The following is a 20649-nucleotide window of genomic DNA, read 5'->3' on the forward strand; positions in this document are numbered from 1 at the left end:
CCGGACGCAGCGGTTCGGACTTTCGCTCAATGTGGACGTGTGCCCTCCCGGCTCTCCACACGAAAATCCGAATAGCCAAGCATGATGCCACAGAGGCGAGCAGGAGCTCGTGGGCATGGGGCCCGTTCCGGTGCCCCTACATCTACCGGCTCATCAACCGCGAACACGAAATCGCCAGATTTGACCTCGCAACGGAAGCCCCCTTGCCAGACACTCTCGACAGACCGTGATTTTCTTTCGGACGACATCCGCGACCCATCCCTATTTGCTTGTATTGCTCAACGAACCTTCAGTTTCCCGTACCGAAATTCTTAGAGGAATGACGATGCCGATGCCGGGAGACCCTCAAGGGCATGCGCCGCGTACTCGAGGGCACGGCGAACGGTAGGTCGAGAGGCTGGACCTCCGAGGCAGATCCGGACCGCCTCGGGAGCCGTTCCTGCCACGATGAATGCGTCACTGGCGACGACACCAATTCCGGACGAGCGCATATGAGCGGCGAACGCCGATCGGGTCCAGCCTTCTGGCATCGACAGCCAGATATTGAAACCGGCCGGATCTGCATTAACCGAGTATGGCGCCAGGATTGTAGATGCGATCTTTTGTCGTTCGCGGGACTCCTCGCGAACGAATCCGAGAATCGCATCCGCCGTTCCGTCCGCGATCCAGCGGTTCGCAAGCGCCACAGTCACTGGCGATGCCATTACGGAAGTTGAACGCACCACGGACGCGAAGGCCCATGAAGACCTACTCTGCGGGGCGATTACAAACGCCACGCGGAGACCCGCCCCCAGGCTTTTTGAAAGCGACGCAACATACCAAGTAAGATCCGGCGCCATCGAAGCAATTGGGGGGGGCGACTCTATGGGAATGAAGCCATAGGCATCGTCCTCAATGATTGCGACCTCCCACCGCCGCGCGATGGCGACTATCTCCTCGCGGCGGCGGCGCGAAATCGTCAAGCCCGTCGGGTTTTGCAGCGTCGGATTTAGGTAAAGCGCCGGAGGAGACAATTTCGAGCAGACCTCGGAGAGGGCTTCTGGATCAATCCCTTCAGCGTCCATAGGAAGGCCCTGCAGACAGACACCGAGTTGCGCGGCGATCGATCGGAGGCCGGGAAAAGTCAATGCCTCACACAAGACGGTCTGACCTGGCTTCGCCAAGGCGCTCAGAATCCCGTGGAGCGCCGAATGGGCACCAGGCGTGATGTACAGGTCTTCCGACGCGGGGGATAGCCCACGTCGGCCGAGCCATAATGTGGCGGCTTCTTTGTCAGTAACGCTACCGCCGAATGACCGGTAGCGTAAAGACGGCACCATGTCCGAGGCGGCGGCCTCCCATCCGGCTCGCATTCGCGCGATCAGTTCAGGCTCGTCAGGCTCCGGTGGAAGGTTCATTGAGAGATCGATATCATCCACGCGGAAGACCGAAACCTGCGTCACGCTTGAGTGCCCTCGTGAAGCCGGCGCAACAAACGTACCCTGGCCCGTTCGCGATTCGATGAGTCCGCGCCGCTGAGCTTCGGCATAGCCACGCGCCACCGTCGTGAAGTCTATGCCCATTCGTTCGGCCAGCTTGCGCTGAGGAGGAAGGCGATCGCCAGCAGCGAGCGTACCCGTTTTGATGTCTGCCGCGACACAGTCTGCGATCGCGAGATAGCGGGGCTTTCCAGAAGTCGAGAGGTCAGGGATCCAGTCTTGCATCACATTGCGCTTCAGCCGTTGATTGTAAATTGACCGTACAATGCTGCAGCCTCAGCGGCTAGTCATCCGCAAAGAAAAGTGGCCTCCGCCTTTACGCGGCTCATACAGAAGAAAGGGGCGCGCTTCCTGCTTGGCGTAATTTCGCAGCGCTATACTTTGCGTGCGCGGGTGCAAGCGACGCTAGACAGTACACCCCTCAATATTGAATGGATTAATGACTGCAGTCATATCCGCTGATTGAGTCTTTCAAAAAACATATTGACGGTATCTTGAATGCATGCTTTCCTGCGCGAAAAAGGGGAATGGATGCATCGAGACAACTTCGGCGCTCACAATCTGAAGGGGTAGTGTCCTTTCCCTTTGCCGAAACAACATCAGCTCGCTTGCCGAAACGACGATCTTAAACGCCGGGATTGCGGACCTTACGCACTCACTGGCGCTCAATCGGCGTGCCGGGAGCAAAACGGTTCACGTGCGGCACCGGCTTTTCGGGCGGTGTCATCGATGAACTGTGCAATGCAGACAGCAACTCGGTGCGTCAATAGCCCCGGGCCATACCCTACGCCGCCAGAGCCCTCATCGGGTTCCCTGGTGGGGCGCTGTGAGTTTAACGAGGCATCCGTTCTCAGCCAACAAGGAGGCTGCAGAGATGGAAGCGCAATCTATTGGGAGGAAAATATATGGCTGAAAAACGCATCGTCCGAGTGGCAGCGGTTCAAATTGCGCCGGATCTGGAAACGCCGCTCGGAACCCTCGATAGGGTCCTAGCCGCAATCGATGAGGCCGGAGGAAAAGGCGTCAAGTTCGCTGTATTTCCGGAGACCTTTCTTCCTTGGTATCCCTACTTCTCCTTCATTCGCCCGCCGATGACGAGCGGTGCAGAGCATATGCGTCTTTACGAAGACGCCGTTGTTGTGCCGGGCCCAGTGACGGAAGCCATCGCGCAGGCCGCGCGACGGCACGGCATGGTGATCGCACTTGGTATCAATGAGCGCGATCACGGCTCTCTCTATAACGCTCAGCTCATCTTCGACGCAGACGGACGTATTCTGCTCAAACGACGCAAGCTTACGCCGACTTTCCACGAAAGGATGATTTGGGGTCAGGGGGATGGCGCTGGGCTGAAGGTCGTCGATACCGCCGTTGGTCGCGTCGGCGCGCTGGCCTGTTGGGAGCATTACAACCCTCTCGCGCGATACGCTTTGATGGCGCAGCATGAGGAAATCCATGCAGCACAATTCCCGGGTTCCCTCGTAGGCCAATTGTTCGCCGATCAGATCGAGGTCACGATCCGTCATCACGCCCTCGAGAGCGGTTGCTTTGTCGTCAACGCAACGGGTTGGCTAACTGAAGAACAAATCGCCTCTATTTCGCCGGAAGAGAACCTGCGTCGTGGGCTCCGCGGCGGCTGCATGACTGCCATTGTTTCGCCTGAGGGAAATCACGTGGTGCCTCCTCTGACTACCGGCGAGGGGCTGCTTGTCGCGGACCTCGATATGTCCGTTATCGTCAAGCGGAAGCGCATGATGGACTCTGTCGGTCATTACGCGCGACCCGAATTGCTGTCGCTCCTGATCGATGATCGGGCGACCACTCCAATGCAAAGCATCAATTCCGGCCGTGGACCCATGCTTCGCGATGTCCCGGGGGAGACCACTGACTCCGTTCGTGGAGAGGTCGAGAATGCCGACTGAGCAGTTAATCAACGAGTTGCAATCGTTCGGCATTAGGCTTACCGACCCCAAGAGCGCCGGCGTTAGCCGGCGCGGCGGGGCCGGCCCGTCGGATCATATGCCTGTGACCGTCGATGGCGTCACAGTGATGGTGCCCGTGCACAATGCACCTGCGTTTGAAAGTCCGTACCAAGCCGACAAGCCAGACAGCGAAGGAAAGAGCCGTCTCAGCCGCGACGGTGTTGAACTCGCGAAGCTGTCCTTCCAGCTGCGCCCAAAGTTCTATGATCGTCAAACGGCCGAAGGCGTTCCCTACTCCCACATCGCGACTCTGCACGGTCGCGATGTGCTGGCAACCACGGTGCTTCAGACATGTATCCGCTACCAGAGCCGTACGAAGACATGCCAGTTCTGCGCAATCGGCCAGTCTTTGGCGGCTGGCCGAACAATCGAACGGAAGACACCTGCTCAACTGGCCGAAGTTGCCAAAGCCGCCGTTGAACTTGATGGCGTGAAGCATATGGTGATGACCACGGGCACGCCACCCGGGACTGACCGTGGTGCCGCAATCCTGGCCGAAAGCGCCCGGGCGGTGAAGGCGGCCGTAAATCTCCCAATTCAGGCGCAGTGCGAACCGCCAGACGATGATATGTGGTTCACGCGTCTGAAAGAGGCGGGCGTCGATTCCCTCGGCATGCACCTGGAGGCGGTCACGCCGGAAGTGCGCGCGCGCATCATGCCGGGGAAGGCACAAGTGTCTGTCGAGCGCTACTTTTCGGCCTTTGAAGCGGCGCTAGCGGTGTTCGGTCACGGTCAGATCTCGACCTATATTCTCGCCGGGCTGGGCGACACCGCGGATGACATCCTGGACATCTGTCGACGGCTGATTTCCATTGGGGTCTATCCGTTCGTAGTGCCGTTTGTACCAATCGCCGGCACTCCTTTGGAAAGTCATCGCGCACCACCTCCGGCCTTCATGCATTCGGTTCTTCAACCCCTTGGGGCGATGCTCCGAGAAGGGGGGCTTAAATCGAGCGATATCAAGGCCGGGTGCGGAAAATGCGGCGCGTGTTCCGCCCTGTCGGTGTACGAACGGAGTTCAGGATTATGAGACAGGTCCCCAATACCGCGTCACTCCAGATAAAATGGGCGACCGACGATTGGGAAAATCTGGCGGCCTTCGCACTGCGCCGTCGCGTCTTCTGCGACGAGCAGCAATTGTTTGAGGCAGACGATCGTGACGACTTAGACGAGAACGCGATCCCGCTTGTCGCCGTCACTTTGAGTGACGGCGTGCCGAACGAGGTTGTCGGCACGGTCCGCATCAACGAGGACAGGACCGAGCGCGGAACCTGGTGGGGGTCGCGTCTCGCAGTTGAGCAGCGTTATCGCAGCGTCGGAGGCGTCGGAATCGGGAAGGGTTTGATCAGACTAGCGGTGTCTTCTGCCCACGCCCGCGGATGTACACGTTTCCTAGCAAACGTTCAGAAGCAAAACCTTCTATTGTTTCGACGCTTGCACTGGCACTCAATCAACGAGTTCGAGTGGCATGGCGTAGCGCATCATCGCATGGAAGCTGACCTCGCATTCTATCCACCCTGCGCGGACCCTAATGTTGGCTTCTTCTCTTCATTCAAAGGTGCGGCCTGAAAATGTCAGTCATCGGTGACGAAATCGCTCGTATCCTTCGTGAAAGCAAAGGTATCGCAGCAAAGGCTGATATCGCTACGGTCGTCAATTCGCTCGGTATTGCGACAGAGGAGGCAATCGCGGTTGGAGACGATTGTGCCGCGATCGCCGACGGAGATGGGTACCTGCTTTTTGCGATCGAAGGCTTCATCAACGAGTTCGTAGCAAGGGACCCCTGGTTCGCGGGTTGGTGTGGCGTGATGGTCAATATCTCTGACATCGCTGCCATGGGTGGGCGACCGATGGCAATCGTGAACGCCTTGTGGTCCGACGGGCCCGACGGCGCAAACCCTGTACTCGAAGGTATTCGCGATGCATCGCGTAGGTTCTCTGTGCCGGTGGTTGGAGGCCACACAAATCTCCGGACAGACCGGAGCCAGCTAGCCGTCGCCATCCTCGGCCGAGCCAAGGCACTACTTACAAGTTTCGATGCCAAGCCCGGCGAGCGGCTTATGGCCGCGATCGACTTGCGTGGGCGTTATCGCGAACCGTTTTCGAACTGGGAGGCGGCGACGGATGCTCCCTCTGAGCGTCTCCGCGGCGACCTGGAATTGCTTCCATCGATCGCGGAGGCAAGGTTGTCAAAGGCTGCTAAGGATATCAGTCAGGCGGGAATTGTCGGCACCGCGGCCATGCTCGCGGAGTGTTCGAATGTAGCGATCAACATAGACTTGGGGTCAATTCCAAAACCAGAGGGCGTTTCGCTGGAGCGCTGGCTGATGACCTTCCCTAGCTACGGCTACATCTTCAGCGCTACGCCAGACAGAACCGAGAAGATCTCGGCCTTGTTTGCAGAACGCGGCATCGCGTGCGCGGTGGTCGGCGACATCGCGCACGGAAGCACTGTCTGCATCGAAGAATACGGAAAACGAGACACGATCTGGGACTTCGCACGCCAACCGCTTATCGGCTGCGGCACAGGTCGGCGGTAGAAACGCTCCAGACAAAAGCCAAGTCGCCCGCATAAACGTAGGTTTTCATGCCCCATTCTACGCTCTCCGTCATGCCGGTCACGGAACAGGCCGATAATTACACGTCAGCCGTCCCTCTCTGGGAGGACGCACAGGATGACGTGCCGTGGCTTTCCAGCGAGACCAACACTTACCTACTCGGAATGCCTCAGTTGTGCCTTAGAGGCCTATCTGAATCTTGGCTCCTCAAAGAACTCGGCCATCGCCATTGGATGACGCTTGCGAGACTTGCTGGTCAAAGCGGCCCGAGTTTTGCGGATGAGCAAGGCGCCCCTGTCTACGCTGCATTCTGCGCGCTATCGGTCCGCGAGGCGGACTTCGGCGATGCGCGCGAAAACGAAAACCTCCGGATCACGACAAAGCTACGCCGTATATCGCGTACCCAAATGATGAGCCAGCACCGACTGCATTTGTCTGATCGAGCAGTAGGTACTGTCGAAATGATCTCCACATTCGTGCGGCGTACTGCTGGTGGCGGCAATCATTCCGTATCACGCTTTGGCGTGCCCGGATTCCCGCCAGCTTTTGACAAATCCTCAACGGCAGAACTCGCGAGTTATGCCGCTGCCATTCGTTCCGGTCGGGCAGCTAAGCACATGGGGTTTCCGATCGATGATCGGCCCGCCCATTGGACTTTGAAATTTGATCCCTGTCCTAGCCAAGATTTCAACGGTGCGGGTTTTCTCTACTTCAGCAGCTTTGTCTCGTTCGTCGACCGCGCGGAATGGCAATTCGCACGACAGCTTTCGGCTAACGCCACAACTTTTCGGCGGGATGTGTTCTTTTCAGGGAATATCGACCCCGGAGAAACGTTGTGCGCGGAATTGATGGATCTACGGCGCTGCCCGGGTGGCTTCTCTCACCACACCAAATTGGTACGAGAACACGACGGCAACACTCTTGCGCATGTGTTCACCGTACGTCATGCGCGGTGAAACTCAGAGCGCATCGACCGCCGCTCTCGAAAGCTTTGAACTAAACCCATGTATACTGACGCATCATCACCAGAAGCATTAGTCTTGTTTACATCATCACTCATTATCGTTTCCTCATGATGTGATGATCGCGGTGCCAAGGTTCCCCTCCCCCAAGGCACCAATGCCTTGATCGGCAACTGAGGGCCGTTGTTCACTCCACAACGGCCCTTTTTTTGTATTCGCGATCGCTACTCGGCGATGCGCCTTTTTAGCCACGGCAGCGTTACCAGGCTCAGCATGCAAATTGCGATCAAGTAATATGCAGGTGCGCTGTTGTCCCCGGTCATCACAACCAGCGTGGTGACGACGAATTGTGCTGTACCGCCAAGGAGCGCAACTACCAGCGCGTAAGGTGTTCCTAACCCGGCGCTCCGACCGTCACGGGGTAAAGCCCCAATCATAGCTGCAAAACTCGCGCCTCCGCTCACCATTGCCAAGAACGGCAGCGCTATGCTCAGGCACATGAGCGCCCGCAGGTCTCGGCTCTCGGCCACTATTGAAAACATTGGAATCGCCGTGAAAATTATGATCCATCTGGGGATGGCTATCACTAGATGCGGAGAGACCTTGTCCGACGCCCAGCCTCCTAACAGACAACCGACGAAAACCGAGCCTCCAGCGGCGATCGCACTATAAAACGCCACGGTCGGTGCAAGGCCGAGCGACTGCATTGAAAACGTCGCCAAGTAGCTACTGAGGTAGATCGCGATCGTACCAAAACCGATCTGGGCAAAAATCGAGACTTGTAGCTTTAATCCAAGCCGCAAACTCCCGGCATCGCCAGGCAACGCACGATTTTCACCCTTGGAGCGGACCAAAGTCTCCGGCAGGTTGTGCCGTAAATAGAGACCTATCGGAACGATCGCCAAGCCAAGGAAAAAAGGTACTCTCCAGCCCCAATCCATCAATTGCTGGTTTGACAACGAACGGGCTAGAATTACTCCGAGGGTTCCCGCGAGCACTGTCGCCAAACCTTGGCTGGCGGGTTGCCAGCTGGTCCAGAGCCCGCGTTTTCCCTCGGTCGCCACCTCGAAGAGGTACACCGTCGCAGGGCCGAATTCTCCGCCTAGCGCCGCGCCCTGAAGAAGGCGAGCGGTGATGATGACCAAAGGCGCAACCACTCCGATCGTCTGGTAGGTCGGCGTAACCGCGATCATCAGTGTTCCAGCGGCCATCAGGACAATGGTTAGCAAAAGCGCCGGACGGCGGCCGGCCCGGTCGGCGTATCTTCCAATCAGCACGCTTCCGAGCGGGCGCGTGATGAACCCTACGCCAAAGACCGCGAGCGAAAGCAATAGGGAGCCATGAGGACTTTCAGACGGAAAAAAAGCCCTACCGATCATAACTGCGAAAAACGCGTAGCTGGTGAAATCGAAAAACTCACAGACGTTCCCAAGTACCGCAGCCGCTAGCAATCTGGTTTTGGGCCCGCGTGATCGCAAGCGTTCGCAACTGTCCAAGTGGCAATCCCTTAACTGAATTGATTTCATTGCGCGCAATGTGCGACGACCGCTCGTGCAGCGCGAAGATCATCCGTGTCCTCGATGACGCTAAACCCCGTGAGTTTTTCTGCGATTTCGCTCACTAGCTCCTTCGAGCATGCGGATTCGTTGTTCAGCATCCTTGTCGCCCTTAACGCAATACGGAGTTCCAGCGCCAATGCGCCGACTTCTCTGGCTCGCGCCATCGCGTTCTTTATTTCGGCAATTGGCGCATCGTTGCGGCAGTTTTCCGCAAGAGCGATTGATGCTTTCAGGCCCAACATCTCCGTCGTGTGAAACATTTCGCCGCTCTCTTCCGCCCTAGCTATAGCCCGGGTTAGGATGAGTGAAGCTTCAGGATATTGCTTCGTCTTGGCCAAACCTTCGGCGAGAGCAGCGCTAAAGCTAACGACCATATGCTGATGGTTTTGATCCGTCATGACCGCTAAGGCGTCCCGAAGACGCTGGATGCCCAGCAAAGGTGCACCATTGATGATTTCCAGCTCGCCCTTCAAGCCTTCACTGACTGCGTGAAATGCGGTCAATGAATGTTGTAGGGATACGAGTCCGAGTTCATCGGCCAGACAGGCCGCATCAGACCAGTCACCTTTCCAAATGTACGCGGAAGCTGCATAAGCCAAGGCGATGCAGCGAGGGATGGGATGACCATAGATGTTCGCATCCGTGACGGCCCGCGCCGCGATCTTTTTTGCTTGCGATGCAGAACCCTGCATCAGCTCACATCTGGCGTACTGTACCAGCGCACGTATCCGCTGGGTGAAAGCGACCAGGTTCAGATCGAGCCCACGCGGCGCATCTTCGGCTAGACTGCGCTCAAACCACGGAATGGCTGCGCGGCAATCACCTGCATAGCTGAGCGAGATTCCCCGCAGCCAATCCACAAGTGCTTTGGATGTACCTTCATTGATCCCGCTTACGGCTAGTTCTGCCACGGAAGTTATCTCCGCTCCGGCATAACATTCTCCCACCCTCATGTAGAAAATGTGCATGCCAGCGAGTATGTCGAGTTCCAAGTGGGCTTGCCCGTGTGCACGAGCAATCTCCAAAGCTCTGGCGAACGCCTGTTTTACCTTCGGATAGGCGTCCCGTACAATGATGCCGGAAATCGCAAGCGCTTGGTTTATCAGTGCGTCACTAAGTGATCCGCGGAGCTCTGACGGCATGACGTCGAGGGCACGCGATGCCCACGTATGACATTCGACCAGGAGCGAGCGCTCCAGGAAAAGCGCGGTGGAGCTAGCGACCAGCCGAACACCTACATTTGTGTTGCCGGACGCGAACGATGACTCAAGTGCCTGCCGAACATTCCCGAGCAAATCCGGCGTGACCGTGCTTAGGCCCGAGACGCGGAAGTAGTCGCGCTCGGCAATGAGTGTTTCCAAGAGCTGGGTGTAGTAGGCGGCATGCGACATTGAGAGTTGGGCCCGCTCTTCGCTGGAGGCGCGCAGCTTTGCGGCGCAATAGGCCCTCGTGGTTTCTGCAAGGCGACACGCTACTCTTCCATCCGGCGCAAACGTCTGTGCAACTAGAGACTTCTGTGTTAGCGCGTCGATTATTTCATGAACCGGCAACTGATCGCCCACAACCGCGAGGGCGGCTTCGATCGTGAACGGCCCGGCAAAACAGCCTAGTGTGCGAAGGACCAGCTTTTCATCGGCGTTGAGCAAATTGTAGCTCCAATCGTGGAGCGCGGTCAGTGTTTGATGGCGCGGCAGAGCTGTTCGTCGTCCCTGCCAATGGAGGCCAAATCTCCGATCCAACAAGTCTCTCAGCCCGGCGACGCCGTGCATCGCGGCTCTGCCAGCCGCCAGCTCGATCGCCAGCGCAACTCCGTCCAAGCGACGGCATATCTCTGCGGCGATCTCCAGTTCGTCGGGCCCCAGATCCCGTCGTCCGCCGCTCGCAAACGCCCGGTCCAGGAACAATTGGATCGATGGGTACTCCGCGATGTCGCGTCCGTCGCGAGCGGCCCGAGCAGGCGGTATTTCGAGCCCATCGAGGTTATAAACATGCTCCCCTTCCACGCGCAAAGCTTCGCGCGTGGTAGTGAGGATATGAACACCGTCGCAATCGGCGAATATCGTTTCCGCTAGGGCAGCCACATCAGCGATGAGGTGCTCCGCATTGTCCAGGACGAGCAGCACTCGCTTGTCCCGAAGAAACGCTAGGAGCCCTGGGACTTCATTGTTGACGGGAAGTGTCACTCCGACGAGCGAGGCGATGGTTGAAGGCACAAGGCCTCCATCTTGCACCGGCGCAAGGTCGGCAAAGAAAGCGCCATCGACGAAACGTGCGCTCAGGTCCTGAGCAGCAGCGATTGCGACCGTGGTCTTTCCAATTCCCCCGACTCCCACGATACTGACGAAGCGTGTCTCCAGAAGCAAATCTGCGACCGCGCGCAAACATCGGTCACGCCCAACCATGCGCGTCAGGCGCGGGGGCAAGTGGACCGTCGACTGTGCCGTGCCTAAAGCGACGGGCTCAGTGACAGCATCATCACAGTCGGTCGGGCCGGCGAGCATGTAACCGCGGCCGGATATGTTTGTTATGTAGGGGGTGCCATTGGGTCTGTTCCCAAGCAGCTTTCTCAGGCCCGAAATGTGGACGCGCAGACTCACTTCATCGACGCTGATCCCCGGCCACGCGCGAGAAGTAAGTTGCTGTTTGCTGACGACTTCGCCGGCGTTTTCGGCCAGCGCAAGCAACAGATCGAATGCACGGCTTCCGATTTGAATGCGTCCGCCATCTTTTTCGAGGATTCGTTCCGCGGGAATGATGCGAAACGATCCGAAAGTAACAGGCATCTGCGACTCCGATGTCCGTGTTCGTCATGCCGCCGACCAAGGCGGCAATGGGAACTCGCTCCGCCCCTTTGGGCGCACCGGCCGGACATTAGTGCCTAATGATTTCATAGACGATCAAACGATGGTCTAGGTAGTATGGCGCGGCGATTCCCACTATGGGCAGGGTTTGCTCAGGCGGATCGATCGATCGCAGGCAGTGGCTTCAGGAGTCCGCCAAAGAGGACAGCACCTTCGACGCTCGAACCAGATCTGCCAACGAACGCGCTTCCATTTTTCGCATTACCTTACCGCGATGTATCTTCACCATTATTTCGCTGATGCCCAATTCGAAGGCGATCTGCTTGTTCATCAGCCCTGCCGTGACAAGTTCGAACACCTCGCGTTCGCGCTTTGTGAGCGTGTCAGCACATTTCAGAACCTTTCGACGCACTTCAGCCCGGCCGTTGCGTGAGCCGGCCTTCGCGAGCGCCGCTTCCATCGCGCTGCTAAGTGCGCGCCTGTCGAGTGGTTTCAGCAAGAAGTCTATCGCGCCAGCTTTCATGGCCTGCACACAGGTTTGGACATCGTGGTCTTGACTGACGAAGATGATCGGCATGTCTCGGTCACGGGAGCGGAGGTACTGCTGCACTTCTAGTCCCGCGCCATCCGGCAACTGACTGTTCAAAATAACGATCTCCGGCTCGTGGCGCTCCAGTCTTTCCAGCATGTCCCTAGCACCTGAACACGACAGCACTCCCAGACCTTTGTCCAAGACAAGGTCCGACAGTGAACGAACAGTCAGGTCGTCATCGTCGACAAGGAGCACTGTGGGATTGGTCGCCGCTAACGACCGCCCCTCTCTTTCAACACTTCGTGCATTCATCAAAACGTCCTTCGAGTTCGGATGGCTTAATGTTTCGAGGAGACATGACCTAAAATCCTGCTGTCTGGTGTTCTAAAACGTTTGCAAACGATAAATGTCGTTCCGAGCTTTGATTTGATCGGGATGAGTCAGACGATCATCGCTATGCTGCGACTGTGGAGGGTCTAAAGGGCTGTCCGAAGTATAACCAATTGGTCGATACTCCCGTTGGCTATTGAGAAGTACCAGGAAAGAACGAGCGGTTCCGGCAGACCCAAACCGGCGAAATCTCCGGTCATTTCAACCATCGACACCACACCGGTGGCACGGACCGTGTGCTGAACAGCGACAATCGATGCGTGCTGGTCGAAAAGATCCCTCCGAAGCCAAGCTGCGATGGCGTCATACCCCTCATATTCTGTAAGCTGATCGTTGACGACGGCGCCACAGAGGAAGGCCTTGAGCACATCGTGAATGCGCCTGTCATTTATCGCAGCGAAAAACTGTTCAACCACGGCGACCATTCCTGTGTGATCCAATCCGTCAGTCAAATGTGAAGTATTCATCGTGCTTAACCGTCAAAAACAAGTCTGGCGCAGTTCTAACCGATTTCGGCTAGGAACTCGCGTTAAGACAAGTTCAGTTTTGTTGGCACCGCATGTGAGCGAATTCACCAAAAGAGGGCAACGACGCAGTGATTCACAACGGGTGTACACAAGTTTAATGGGATCCCCGTCGCCCCGACGGTATGTTGCGCCATCATATTTTGATGGAGACACTTATGGTCGGTTCCCCAGAGAGGAAACAACCCGTTCGACGATTAAGCCGGCAGCGCCTTCGGCGACGCCCGCATAGCAAAGCGGCGCTCCGCGTCCTCAAAAAGTCCTTCTCGATGCCAAGCAAGGCAACACGGCGCAGCGCTTCCTTCGGTCAAGAAATGACCCTTGCCGACGTGAAGCATGACGACCTGATCGCGCTGCTGAACCGCGCCGACGGCGTCAAGCAGCATGTCTTCGCACAGTTGCTCGATGACGTTGCGCGGCGTTCAACATGTGGGCGGAAACGCAACGCCCACACCGCCAAGCGCGTTCAGAATTCCTAATAGGACCCGCAAAAAGGGACACCCCGAGCCACCTTTCGTCGGGGTTTCCCGCCCCTAAGCGGAGGGAGGACTCTTCGCAAATCGCCGCAGTGCATTTTGGATGCGTTTTCGCGAACTGAGTTTTCAGTTTGCTCCACAGATTGCTCTTCTTCAAGCGTGGGGACGTTTTCGCTAGCCGTCGGAGTGAGCTTATCGGTGTGCTGGACGCGAGAGATTGCGCGTTTTTGTACTTGCAGCGCAAGAAAATAGAGATAGTCCGCTGCTCGATGACGCCGTCGGAAGCAGCTCGCGGCAGAAAAGGCAGTTCGGGCGAAGATTTTATCGGCTGAAGCAACGGCTCGGGCGCGCTTGGCGCAGCACTGGTCGCAGGGCATCGTTTAGCGACATTCCTTTAGAGCAGCTCGTTGCCGTGTAATGCCGCCCTATCGGTTCCAAAAATGAGAGATGGCGGCGCGATCCACCGCCATCGTCGCTCTTTTGGGGCCTATTCGAGGCCGGCCTTATCAAGGCCAAAGGCCTTGTCTGCAGACCCTGGTACTGCCTTCACAGCGACGCTTATGCGGTTCCAAGCATTAATCGCCATGATTTGGAAGGTAAGGTCCGAAAGCTCTTTCTCTGACAAGTGGCCACGCACTCTTTCGTAGAGTTCGTCGGAAACACCGCCCTCAGAAAGCTTCGTTACTGCTTCGGTCCACGCGAGTGCTGCTCTCTCCCGCGGCGAAAAGAGCGTCGATTCGCGCCACGCGGCGATATGGTAAAGCCGCAGCGGGCGTTCCCCATGGATAGTCGCCTCCTTGGAGTGCATGTCCAAGCAAAAAGTGCAGCCGTTGATCTGCGATGCTCGGATGTCGACCAGGTCCAGAATAGATTGCTCGATGGACCCTTTTTTGATTTCGTTGCTGAAGCCCATAAGGGCTTTGAAGAGTTCCGGCGAGAGCTGCGCGTAGTTCAGTCGCTGCGTCATTGTGTTGATCCACTACTGAGAATTGACGTTAACACGCAAAACGCGTTGCGCTTAGCGTGCACATCATGGTGTCCGAGGAACGCTGAGACAACTAGATATACTTCGGTTTGGACTTGGATGGGACTTACCCAGCGCACGGCGTCGCATCTAGGCTTCGCTGCGATAAGTTCCACACAGAAATGACTCGAAAGGGATGCGTAGATACGCGTGCGGGAGAAACCCACAGGTGCGGCGGCAGGCAATAGGGCTCGACGGACATTGGATCATCGTCACAGCCCGGAGCCAGTTCAAAAAAAAAGAGGGTGCATTGAGGCACCCTCCATTACGATCATTCAGAAATGAATGTTAAAAGATCTTGATTGATCGTGTCAGCGTGCGTGGTCGCCATCCCGTGCGGGAGGCCCTTGTAAATCTTCAACGTTGCATTCTTCAAAAGCTTCGCCGAAAGAACCGCGGAATCTGCGACCGGGACCACCTGGTCGTCATCTCCGTGGAGGACAAGAGCCGGAACGTCGATTGACTTGAGGTCGTCAGTAAAGTCGGTTTCAGAGAACGCCTTGATGCCCAGATAGTGGGCGTTCGCGGCCCCAGTCATGCCTTGTCGCCACCAATTAAGAACTACTGCATCGGACCGCTTTGCTCCGTCCCGATTGTAGCCATAGAAGGGACCGCCGGCCACGTCCATATAGAACTGCGACCTATTCGCCGCGAGGGCTGAGCGGAAGCCATCGAAGACCTCAACCGGGAGGCCGCCTGGGTTCGCCGATGTCTTGACCATAATCGGCGGGACGGCTCCGATGAGAACCAGCTTGGCGACGCGCCCCTTGCCGTGACGAGCGACGTACCGTGTTGCTTCGCCACCACCGGTCGAATGTCCGATATGGATCGCATTCTTCAGATCAAGTTGCTCCACGACAGCTGCGACATCGGCAGCGTAATGGTCCATGTCATGCCCGTCGCTCACTTGGGCGGAACGCCCGTGACCGCGGCGATCATGTGCAATTACGCGAAAGCCCTTACCGAGGAAAAAGAGCATCTGAGCGTCCCAGTCGTCCGAGCTCAAAGGCCAACCATGATGGAAAACTATCGGCTGTGCATCTTTCGGACCCCAGTCCTTGTAGAAAATGGTGGTGCCGTCCTTCGAGGTGGCGAATGCACCCGTGTTCTTTGCGGCTGCATCCTTGGTGTGCTGCTTGGCCTGTGCGGACGTCGCTGCGGCGGTCGTCGCCGCAGCCGCAGCCAGCGCCAATGTTCCCGACATCATGTCTCGCCGCGTTGGCTTCATGGAACTCAGGGTCATACTCGTCTCCTAGTCGAAGAAATATAAGAACTAAACTGCCCGGTCCCAGCATCGAAGATATCGCTTTTTAAATCCGGACGGTCCTAAGGTACCAATCGACTGGATTGTTTATAGCTATACATTCGTTTCGATCGGCGGCATCAGCTCTCCGTGGATGACGGGAAGGAAGGTCGCTAGTTTAGGCACATGCAGATACTATCGACGCCATCGCGGACGCGTTTTTCTCGGCGTCGCCGAGAGCGAGAACAAGGGTGATGGGAGAGGCGCGGACGACACACGGAGTCCGCACATGGGAGAGCGGCGAAGTAAAATGCGCCCGGCAACTGGGCTGGGCACCGGAGAGATCGGGCCGCGGCATCGACCGTCCGGTATCACTAACACCCTTCCCGGTCTCAGAAGGGTGGTTGGCGAATTGATAGGAGGATCTGCCTCTGCTCGCTGAGCTGCGGGTTTTCCGCGGAATCAAACCGGCGTTAGAACCAGAGCTTGGGTAGCGCTGTTCCGATTATGATGCGAACCTACATCTCACTGTCGCGCAGTTGCTCAACCTTGCGAACGAGTTCCACGAGGGAACGACACTCCATTTTACGCATCAAACTCATCCGATGTAGCTTCACAGTCATTTCGCTGATGCCCAATTGATACGCCACCTGCTTGTTCATTAGACCTGTGACAACCGCATCCATCACTTGGGTTTCACGCGGTGTCAGGCTGTCCGCAAGCGCTTTAATTCGGTCTCGCTCCGCGTCTGCCACTCGGCGTTCAGAATCCAACTTGATCGCCCTCTCGACCGCCTCAAGGAGATCCTCGCTTACGAATGGCTTCGTGATGAAGTCGGTGGCCCCCGCCTTGATAGCCCTTACACTAGTCGGGATGTCTGCGTGACCGGTTAGGAAAATTACGGGCAACCGACTTCCCGCCAACGTGAGCTGCTCTTGCAGATCAAGACCAGTCTCCCCCGGCATTCTGAGGTCAAGGACGAGACACCCTGGTGCCAAGATATCGGCAGCTTGCAAGAAATCCTGGCAGCTTGAAAATGCAGCCGCCTTCTTTTGCGACGCGCAAAACAGTTCTAGCAAGGCCTCCCGAATTCCCTCGTCGTCGTCTACGACGTACACTACCGCGTCCGCGGAATTTTTCGCTATTTGAGTATGTTGCGCCAATTCAGCCTCGAATTCCGCTAGCTACGTATTGCCGGGCAAGCTCCAGCGAGCGCTGCGCAGCGCATCGGTTCAACAACGCTGACCCTATGGTGCCCTATTAGCGGGGACTAACTAACACAACGTGCGAAGATCTTGACGGTACACATGGGTCTATGTGGACCTATACTCTCGGGTATGCGGCTTAAGGCTGGTTGACGCCTGGCACCCCGACGACATCCGACATCCCCCACGGTAACAGCGCAAATACAGACGAACCGCCCAAACGGGGACCGGTGGGAATACCCCGGTCCCCGTCTCCCCTCGGAGTTTGGGCCGCTTTAGGCCGTGTGTGGTACCATTCTTATGTCGCAGAGATAGGCCAGGAAAAACCCTGCGCTCATTCGGTCCATCGCATCCGGTCAAGCCATCCCACGCGTTTTCATACGTGGGAGTCCAAGTGCGTGCACCCCATACCAAAGGCTAGACAGACTAAATGTCGCACGGCCATCCGGCAGCGCCCAACGCCGTTTCAACGCGACCTGCGTTGCCGGATAGGTACTGACAGGCCGACGACGGCATCAGTGGCTTCGCACGCCGGTCGGTAACAGAGACAACGATCGAAGGTAGACAAGTCGCCGCCTCGAGCGGGCGTGCTCATCAGATTGACGCGCGCTCCAATGAGACCCGGCGGGAGCCGCGGCTGCAGGCCCACGCAGTCGCGGATATTCCAAACAGTGCGGGTAAACTGACGGCCGGGAAGTCGCGCAGGATCACAGAAGCCGAACATATACCCACGGCCACTTCCCACAAGTGAAACACGGCATGCGCCACCAACCAAAGAGTTGCTGCTCCCCAGAGTTCGACGCGCCTGTCTAGCTTAAATGTACCTATCGCGAATGCCAGGGCAATAAAGCCCTGGATGATTCCAATGTCACGAACGAAATGCTGATTGTAGAAACCCGTATCGGTGACACCCGGCACAAAATAGTACCATCCCTCGGGGTCGTAGAGCATGTGGATGGACAACCAAGCGCCAAGGATGACGTTAAACCAAACCATGGCAAAGATCGGGTATCGGACGTTTTGCATTGCTGCCTCCTGTTCTCTGTCAGAGCAAGATAGCATCGACGCAGTGAAGCGACTTCCCAAACGAAAGTTTACGCTCCGCACGCTCCGAAAGTCAGGGCCTAATTTTGGCGACCGCGGAACGTCCACGCCGTCAAACGCCGGCGGAATTTCTTGAGCACAATCAAGCGGCGAACACTACTCAGACTTGGGCGAGCCGCAACAATGGAATTCCACACGAAAATCCGAATGGCCGGAAATTCAAGTAGGCAGTCTTCCCCGTGAAGCTTGGATCGCAGTTCTACGGAGATCTGCTTTCTCCTGAACTAGAGTCGTAAAATCCCAGGAGCGTACCTAGCGCGGCCCGTCTGTCAACGAGATCTGCGAGCGAGTATTTGTCGAAGACGGCGACGAACGCAGCAGTTGCCTCTGAAAGAACGACCGGGAGAGTGCAGGCAGACGCTATTCGGCAACCTTCGCAGTTTATGAGATCCGTAAGCTCTTCGGTGTGCCTAAGCAGGGCTCCAAGGTTGATCTCGCTTGGCGGTCTTGCGAGACGTATACCTCCATTGCGCCCGCGGACTGACTCTAAAAAACCTCCGTTCGAAAGGTCCTGAACAACCTTCATCATATGGTTTTGCGAGACCGAAAACGTATTCGATATTTCGCGGATCGAGCTGAGCCCAGACTGTTGCGAGCCTAAATAGATCATCAGGCGCATCGCGTAGTCCGTATATTTCGTAAGCCTCATTGGCAACTCTGCGTCAAAACGTCCACTCCCAAAATCATGCATTTGACTAGCATCAATTTTCGCCTAGAGATAGATGCATCTTATATACATCTTTAAAGGCTTCCGGGGATGAGCGCAGCACCGATTACCGAAACGCAGATCAGGCTGGTTGTGGACCGCTTCTATGGAGAAGTTCGTAAGGATCCGCTTCTCAGCGAAGGGTTCGCCCCTATTGTCGATTGGGACGATCACCTTCAGCGAATGAGAGATTTCTGGAGTTCAATGTTGCTCGCCTCCGGACGCTACAAGGGAAATCCGATAGCTCTCCATTTGATCCATGCCCCACGCATCCAACCCGAGATGTTCAAGCGCTGGTTGGCGCTCTGGCAAAGGGTGACCATGGACAGTCTCCCGGCCGATGTCGCCGCCGAACTCCAGCTGAAAGCAACAAGGGTTGCGGCCCGTTTATCGGGTGCGTTGTTCGGATCGGAGGGGGCCAATCTTTTCAGTATCCGCTCGAGCAAACCTGCACTGCCTTACAAAAGCACCCCAATTTTTGACGAGAGCTCCATACCTGAGCCCCTGCTTCGGTCGTACGAACTCAGCCCGGGCACTTGGGTAAAGCTTACGGTGCTCGCAGGGAGCTTGAGATACCACCAACATACTCGCCCGCGCTCAAGCGTCGAGATTCACTCCAGCGTCATCGTGCCGCCGGAGGTACCCCATCACCTGGAAATTATAAGCCCGGTGAAATGCCAGCTGCACTTCTACGATCACAAACCCATCCTAGACGGCAGCATCGTAATCGAAAGGAAAGAAAATGCCTAAATCGCTTTCACCGGAAACCATCCAACTCGTCAAGGCGAGTGTACCCGCCATCACAGCGCACGGCACAGCGATTACCCTGAGCATGTATGACGTCCTCTTTCGCGACGACCATATTCGTGACCTCTTCAACCATGCGAACCAAGGCGATGGCGGTTCCCAAGTCAACGCACTCGCGGCGGCCATTCTGGCGTACGCCCGGAACATCGAAAATCTCGGGGTAATGGGCCCCTCGGTGGAACGCATTGCCCACAAACACATCGGCTTTCATATCGTCCCGGAGCACTACCCTTACGTCGGTCGCGCGCTCCTCGCTGCAATTGAGAATGTACTCGGAAGTGCCGCAACGCCTGAACTTTTGAAAGCTTGGGATGAGGCCTACTGGTTCTTGGCCGATATCCTGAAGGGACGCGAAGCGGAATTGAGGGACGATCTTGAAAGGCGATCTGGCGGCTGGAACGGATGGAGGGATTTCACGATCGCCGACAAAATCCAGGAAAGTGAAGTCGTCACATCATTCATTTTGAAACCAAAGGACGGCGGCCTCGTACTGCGTCACAAACCCGGCCAGTATCTCACTTTCCGCCTCCCCATCGAGAAAGATATCGAGATCAAACGCAATTACTCGATCTCCAGCGGACCAAACGACGAATTCTACCGAATCTCCGTAAAGCGAGAAGCGCAGGGTCAGGGCGGGTCGCGTTACCTACACGACACTGCTGTAATTGGAACGGTCCTCAAAGTGACGCCCCCGGCCGGCGATTTCTATCTACCCGCAGCCCCTGCTGCTCCTGTCGTATTGCTCTCAGGAGGCGTTGGCCTGACCCCGATGGTCAGCATGTTGGAGACGATCGCCGAGGAACATCCGAACCTCGAAGCGCACTTCGTTCATGGAGCGTTGAACAGCTCGACCCATGCGATGGATCGGCATGTTCGCAAGCTCGCCAGCACGCATGGCAAAACGAAGATCAGCAGCTTCTACAGCGCGCCGGGAAGCAAGGACGCCGTAGGCCTGTCTCACGACTTCGACGGGTACATCACCGGAGAATGGCTCCGCAAGAATACGCCCATCGGCCAAGCCGAATTTTATCTTTGCGGCCCCAAACCGTTCCTTCGCTCCCTAGTTCCGGCATTGGCCAAGGAGGGTGTTTCGAGCGACCGCGTCCACTATGAATTCTTCGGGCCCTCAGACGAACTCCTGGCCGCATAAACGAAGCGTTCCCACAGCGATCACGGTTGGCGAAAACCGATCGTGATCGTCTGCTATCTGAGCCGAAAATCCGCGATACCTAAACGGATACTCGGCACAGTTAGTCCGACGAAAAGGGATGGAAGGCCGTCCCCAAGGGCGGATGGGACGG

The 20649-nt window shown here is 56.8% G+C and carries 18 protein-coding genes; 8 read left to right on the plus strand and 10 right to left on the minus strand.

From position 1 onward, the window contains the following. Nucleotides 1-311: 311 nt before the first annotated feature. Nucleotides 312-1703 carry a PLP-dependent aminotransferase family protein gene (locus tag IB265_RS14995; RefSeq protein WP_192371130.1) on the minus strand — a complete coding sequence of 464 codons (1392 nt, stop codon included), beginning with the start codon at nt 1701-1703 and terminating at the stop codon, nt 312-314. Between the two features lie 680 nt (nt 1704-2383). On the opposite strand from IB265_RS14995, the gene IB265_RS15000 reads away from it, so the two are divergent. From IB265_RS15000 to IB265_RS15020, 5 genes are all read left to right on the plus strand, one after another. Then, complete coding sequence (locus IB265_RS15000; protein ID WP_192371129.1) at nt 2384-3397, plus strand: Nit6803 family nitrilase; 1014 nt, start codon at nt 2384-2386, stop codon at nt 3395-3397. Continuing rightward, nucleotides 3387-4487, plus strand: coding sequence for an MSMEG_0568 family radical SAM protein (locus tag IB265_RS15005; protein ID WP_192371128.1), 1101 nt, complete (start codon nt 3387-3389; stop codon nt 4485-4487). The genes IB265_RS15000 and IB265_RS15005 overlap by 11 nt, the downstream gene beginning before the upstream one ends. After that, nucleotides 4484-5026 (plus strand): MSMEG_0567/Sll0786 family nitrogen starvation N-acetyltransferase, encoded by a 543-nt coding sequence (locus IB265_RS15010; protein WP_192371127.1) that lies wholly within the window; start codon nt 4484-4486, stop codon nt 5024-5026. Before IB265_RS15005 ends, IB265_RS15010 begins: the two co-directional genes overlap by 4 nt. 2 nt (nt 5027-5028) lie before the next feature. Beyond that, entirely contained in the window at nt 5029-5997 is a 969-nt protein-coding gene (locus IB265_RS15015; protein WP_192371126.1) for a sll0787 family AIR synthase-like protein, read from the plus strand. Between the two features lie 71 nt (nt 5998-6068). Continuing rightward, nucleotides 6069-6971 carry a Pnap_2097 family protein gene (locus tag IB265_RS15020; RefSeq protein WP_192371294.1) on the plus strand — a complete coding sequence of 301 codons (903 nt, stop codon included), beginning with the start codon at nt 6069-6071 and terminating at the stop codon, nt 6969-6971. Nucleotides 6972-7201: 230 nt separating this feature from the next. Here IB265_RS15020 and IB265_RS15025 read toward each other — a convergent pair whose 3' ends face one another. The 4 genes from IB265_RS15025 to IB265_RS15040 form a co-directional block, all read right to left on the minus strand. Beyond that, the gene (locus tag IB265_RS15025; RefSeq protein WP_192371125.1) at nt 7202-8473 is read right to left on the minus strand and encodes an MFS transporter; all 1272 of its coding nucleotides are present in this window, start codon (nt 8471-8473) and stop codon (nt 7202-7204) included. Between the two features lie 26 nt (nt 8474-8499). Beyond that, entirely contained in the window at nt 8500-11319 is a 2820-nt protein-coding gene (locus tag IB265_RS15030) for a winged helix-turn-helix domain-containing protein (RefSeq protein ID WP_192371124.1), read from the minus strand. 202 nt (nt 11320-11521) lie between these two features. Next, nucleotides 11522-12181 carry a response regulator transcription factor gene (locus tag IB265_RS15035; RefSeq protein WP_192371123.1) on the minus strand — a complete coding sequence of 220 codons (660 nt, stop codon included), beginning with the start codon at nt 12179-12181 and terminating at the stop codon, nt 11522-11524. A 164-nt stretch (nt 12182-12345) separates the two neighbouring features. Continuing rightward, on the minus strand, nt 12346-12684 hold the full coding sequence (locus IB265_RS15040) for a nuclear transport factor 2 family protein (RefSeq protein ID WP_192371122.1): 339 nt from the start codon (nt 12682-12684) through the stop codon (nt 12346-12348). Nucleotides 12685-13097: 413 nt separating this feature from the next. On the opposite strand from IB265_RS15040, the gene IB265_RS15045 reads away from it, so the two are divergent. After that, a complete protein-coding gene (locus IB265_RS15045; protein WP_192494870.1) occupies nt 13098-13262 on the plus strand; it encodes a hypothetical protein in 165 nt (54 codons plus the stop codon). Between the two features lie 484 nt (nt 13263-13746). On the opposite strand, the gene IB265_RS15050 is transcribed toward IB265_RS15045, so the two are convergent. From IB265_RS15050 to IB265_RS15070, 5 genes are all read right to left on the minus strand, one after another. After that, complete coding sequence (locus tag IB265_RS15050; RefSeq protein WP_192371120.1) at nt 13747-14226, minus strand: carboxymuconolactone decarboxylase family protein; 480 nt, start codon at nt 14224-14226, stop codon at nt 13747-13749. 328 nt (nt 14227-14554) lie between these two features. After that, complete coding sequence (locus IB265_RS15055; RefSeq protein ID WP_192371119.1) at nt 14555-15526, minus strand: alpha/beta fold hydrolase; 972 nt, start codon at nt 15524-15526, stop codon at nt 14555-14557. Between the two features lie 518 nt (nt 15527-16044). Then, the gene (locus IB265_RS15060; RefSeq protein WP_309140346.1) at nt 16045-16644 is read right to left on the minus strand and encodes a response regulator; all 600 of its coding nucleotides are present in this window, start codon (nt 16642-16644) and stop codon (nt 16045-16047) included. 681 nt (nt 16645-17325) lie between these two features. Next, nucleotides 17326-17757 carry a hypothetical protein gene (locus IB265_RS15065; RefSeq protein WP_192371117.1) on the minus strand — a complete coding sequence of 144 codons (432 nt, stop codon included), beginning with the start codon at nt 17755-17757 and terminating at the stop codon, nt 17326-17328. A gap of 277 nt (nt 17758-18034) precedes the next feature. After that, complete coding sequence (locus tag IB265_RS15070) at nt 18035-18526, minus strand: Rrf2 family transcriptional regulator (RefSeq protein ID WP_309140347.1); 492 nt, start codon at nt 18524-18526, stop codon at nt 18035-18037. A 66-nt stretch (nt 18527-18592) separates the two neighbouring features. Between IB265_RS15070 and IB265_RS15075 the strand changes: the two genes are divergently transcribed. Further along, entirely contained in the window at nt 18593-19291 is a 699-nt protein-coding gene (locus IB265_RS15075) for a DUF1971 domain-containing protein (protein ID WP_192371115.1), read from the plus strand. Beyond that, nucleotides 19284-20498 carry an NO-inducible flavohemoprotein gene (gene hmpA / locus IB265_RS15080; protein ID WP_192371114.1) on the plus strand — a complete coding sequence of 405 codons (1215 nt, stop codon included), beginning with the start codon at nt 19284-19286 and terminating at the stop codon, nt 20496-20498. Before IB265_RS15075 ends, hmpA begins: the two co-directional genes overlap by 8 nt. The last annotated feature ends 151 nt before the right edge of the window (nt 20499-20649 follow it).

The organism is Ensifer sp. ENS10, assembly GCF_014852025.1.
Taxonomy (GTDB): Bacteria; Pseudomonadota; Alphaproteobacteria; order Rhizobiales; family Rhizobiaceae; genus Ensifer.

Bases quoted from the DNA above. Each gene is read 5' to 3' on its own strand.
- IB265_RS15065 (WP_192371117.1), bottom strand. From the start codon at position 17,757: ATGCAAAACGTCCGATACCCGATCTTTGCCATGGTTTGGTTTAACGTC.
- IB265_RS15000 (WP_192371129.1), top strand. From the start codon at position 2,384: ATGGCTGAAAAACGCATCGTCCGAGTGGCAGCGGTTCAAATTGCGCCG.
- IB265_RS15015 (WP_192371126.1), top strand. From the start codon at position 5,029: ATGTCAGTCATCGGTGACGAAATCGCTCGTATCCTTCGTGAAAGCAAA.
- IB265_RS15070 (WP_309140347.1), bottom strand. From the start codon at position 18,526: ATGCATGATTTTGGGAGTGGACGTTTTGACGCAGAGTTGCCAATGAGG.
- IB265_RS15005 (WP_192371128.1), top strand. From the start codon at position 3,387: ATGCCGACTGAGCAGTTAATCAACGAGTTGCAATCGTTCGGCATTAGG.
- IB265_RS15010 (WP_192371127.1), top strand. From the start codon at position 4,484: ATGAGACAGGTCCCCAATACCGCGTCACTCCAGATAAAATGGGCGACC.
- IB265_RS15040 (WP_192371122.1), bottom strand. From the start codon at position 12,684: ATGGTCGCCGTGGTTGAACAGTTTTTCGCTGCGATAAATGACAGGCGC.
- IB265_RS15050 (WP_192371120.1), bottom strand. From the start codon at position 14,226: ATGACGCAGCGACTGAACTACGCGCAGCTCTCGCCGGAACTCTTCAAA.
- IB265_RS15030 (WP_192371124.1), bottom strand. From the start codon at position 11,319: ATGCCTGTTACTTTCGGATCGTTTCGCATCATTCCCGCGGAACGAATC.
- hmpA (WP_192371114.1), top strand. From the start codon at position 19,284: ATGCCTAAATCGCTTTCACCGGAAACCATCCAACTCGTCAAGGCGAGT.
- IB265_RS15075 (WP_192371115.1), top strand. From the start codon at position 18,593: ATGAGCGCAGCACCGATTACCGAAACGCAGATCAGGCTGGTTGTGGAC.
- IB265_RS15020 (WP_192371294.1), top strand. From the start codon at position 6,069: ATGCCGGTCACGGAACAGGCCGATAATTACACGTCAGCCGTCCCTCTC.
- IB265_RS15055 (WP_192371119.1), bottom strand. From the start codon at position 15,526: ATGACCCTGAGTTCCATGAAGCCAACGCGGCGAGACATGATGTCGGGA.
- IB265_RS15035 (WP_192371123.1), bottom strand. From the start codon at position 12,181: ATGAATGCACGAAGTGTTGAAAGAGAGGGGCGGTCGTTAGCGGCGACC.
- IB265_RS14995 (WP_192371130.1), bottom strand. From the start codon at position 1,703: ATGCAAGACTGGATCCCTGACCTCTCGACTTCTGGAAAGCCCCGCTAT.
- IB265_RS15045 (WP_192494870.1), top strand. From the start codon at position 13,098: ATGACCCTTGCCGACGTGAAGCATGACGACCTGATCGCGCTGCTGAAC.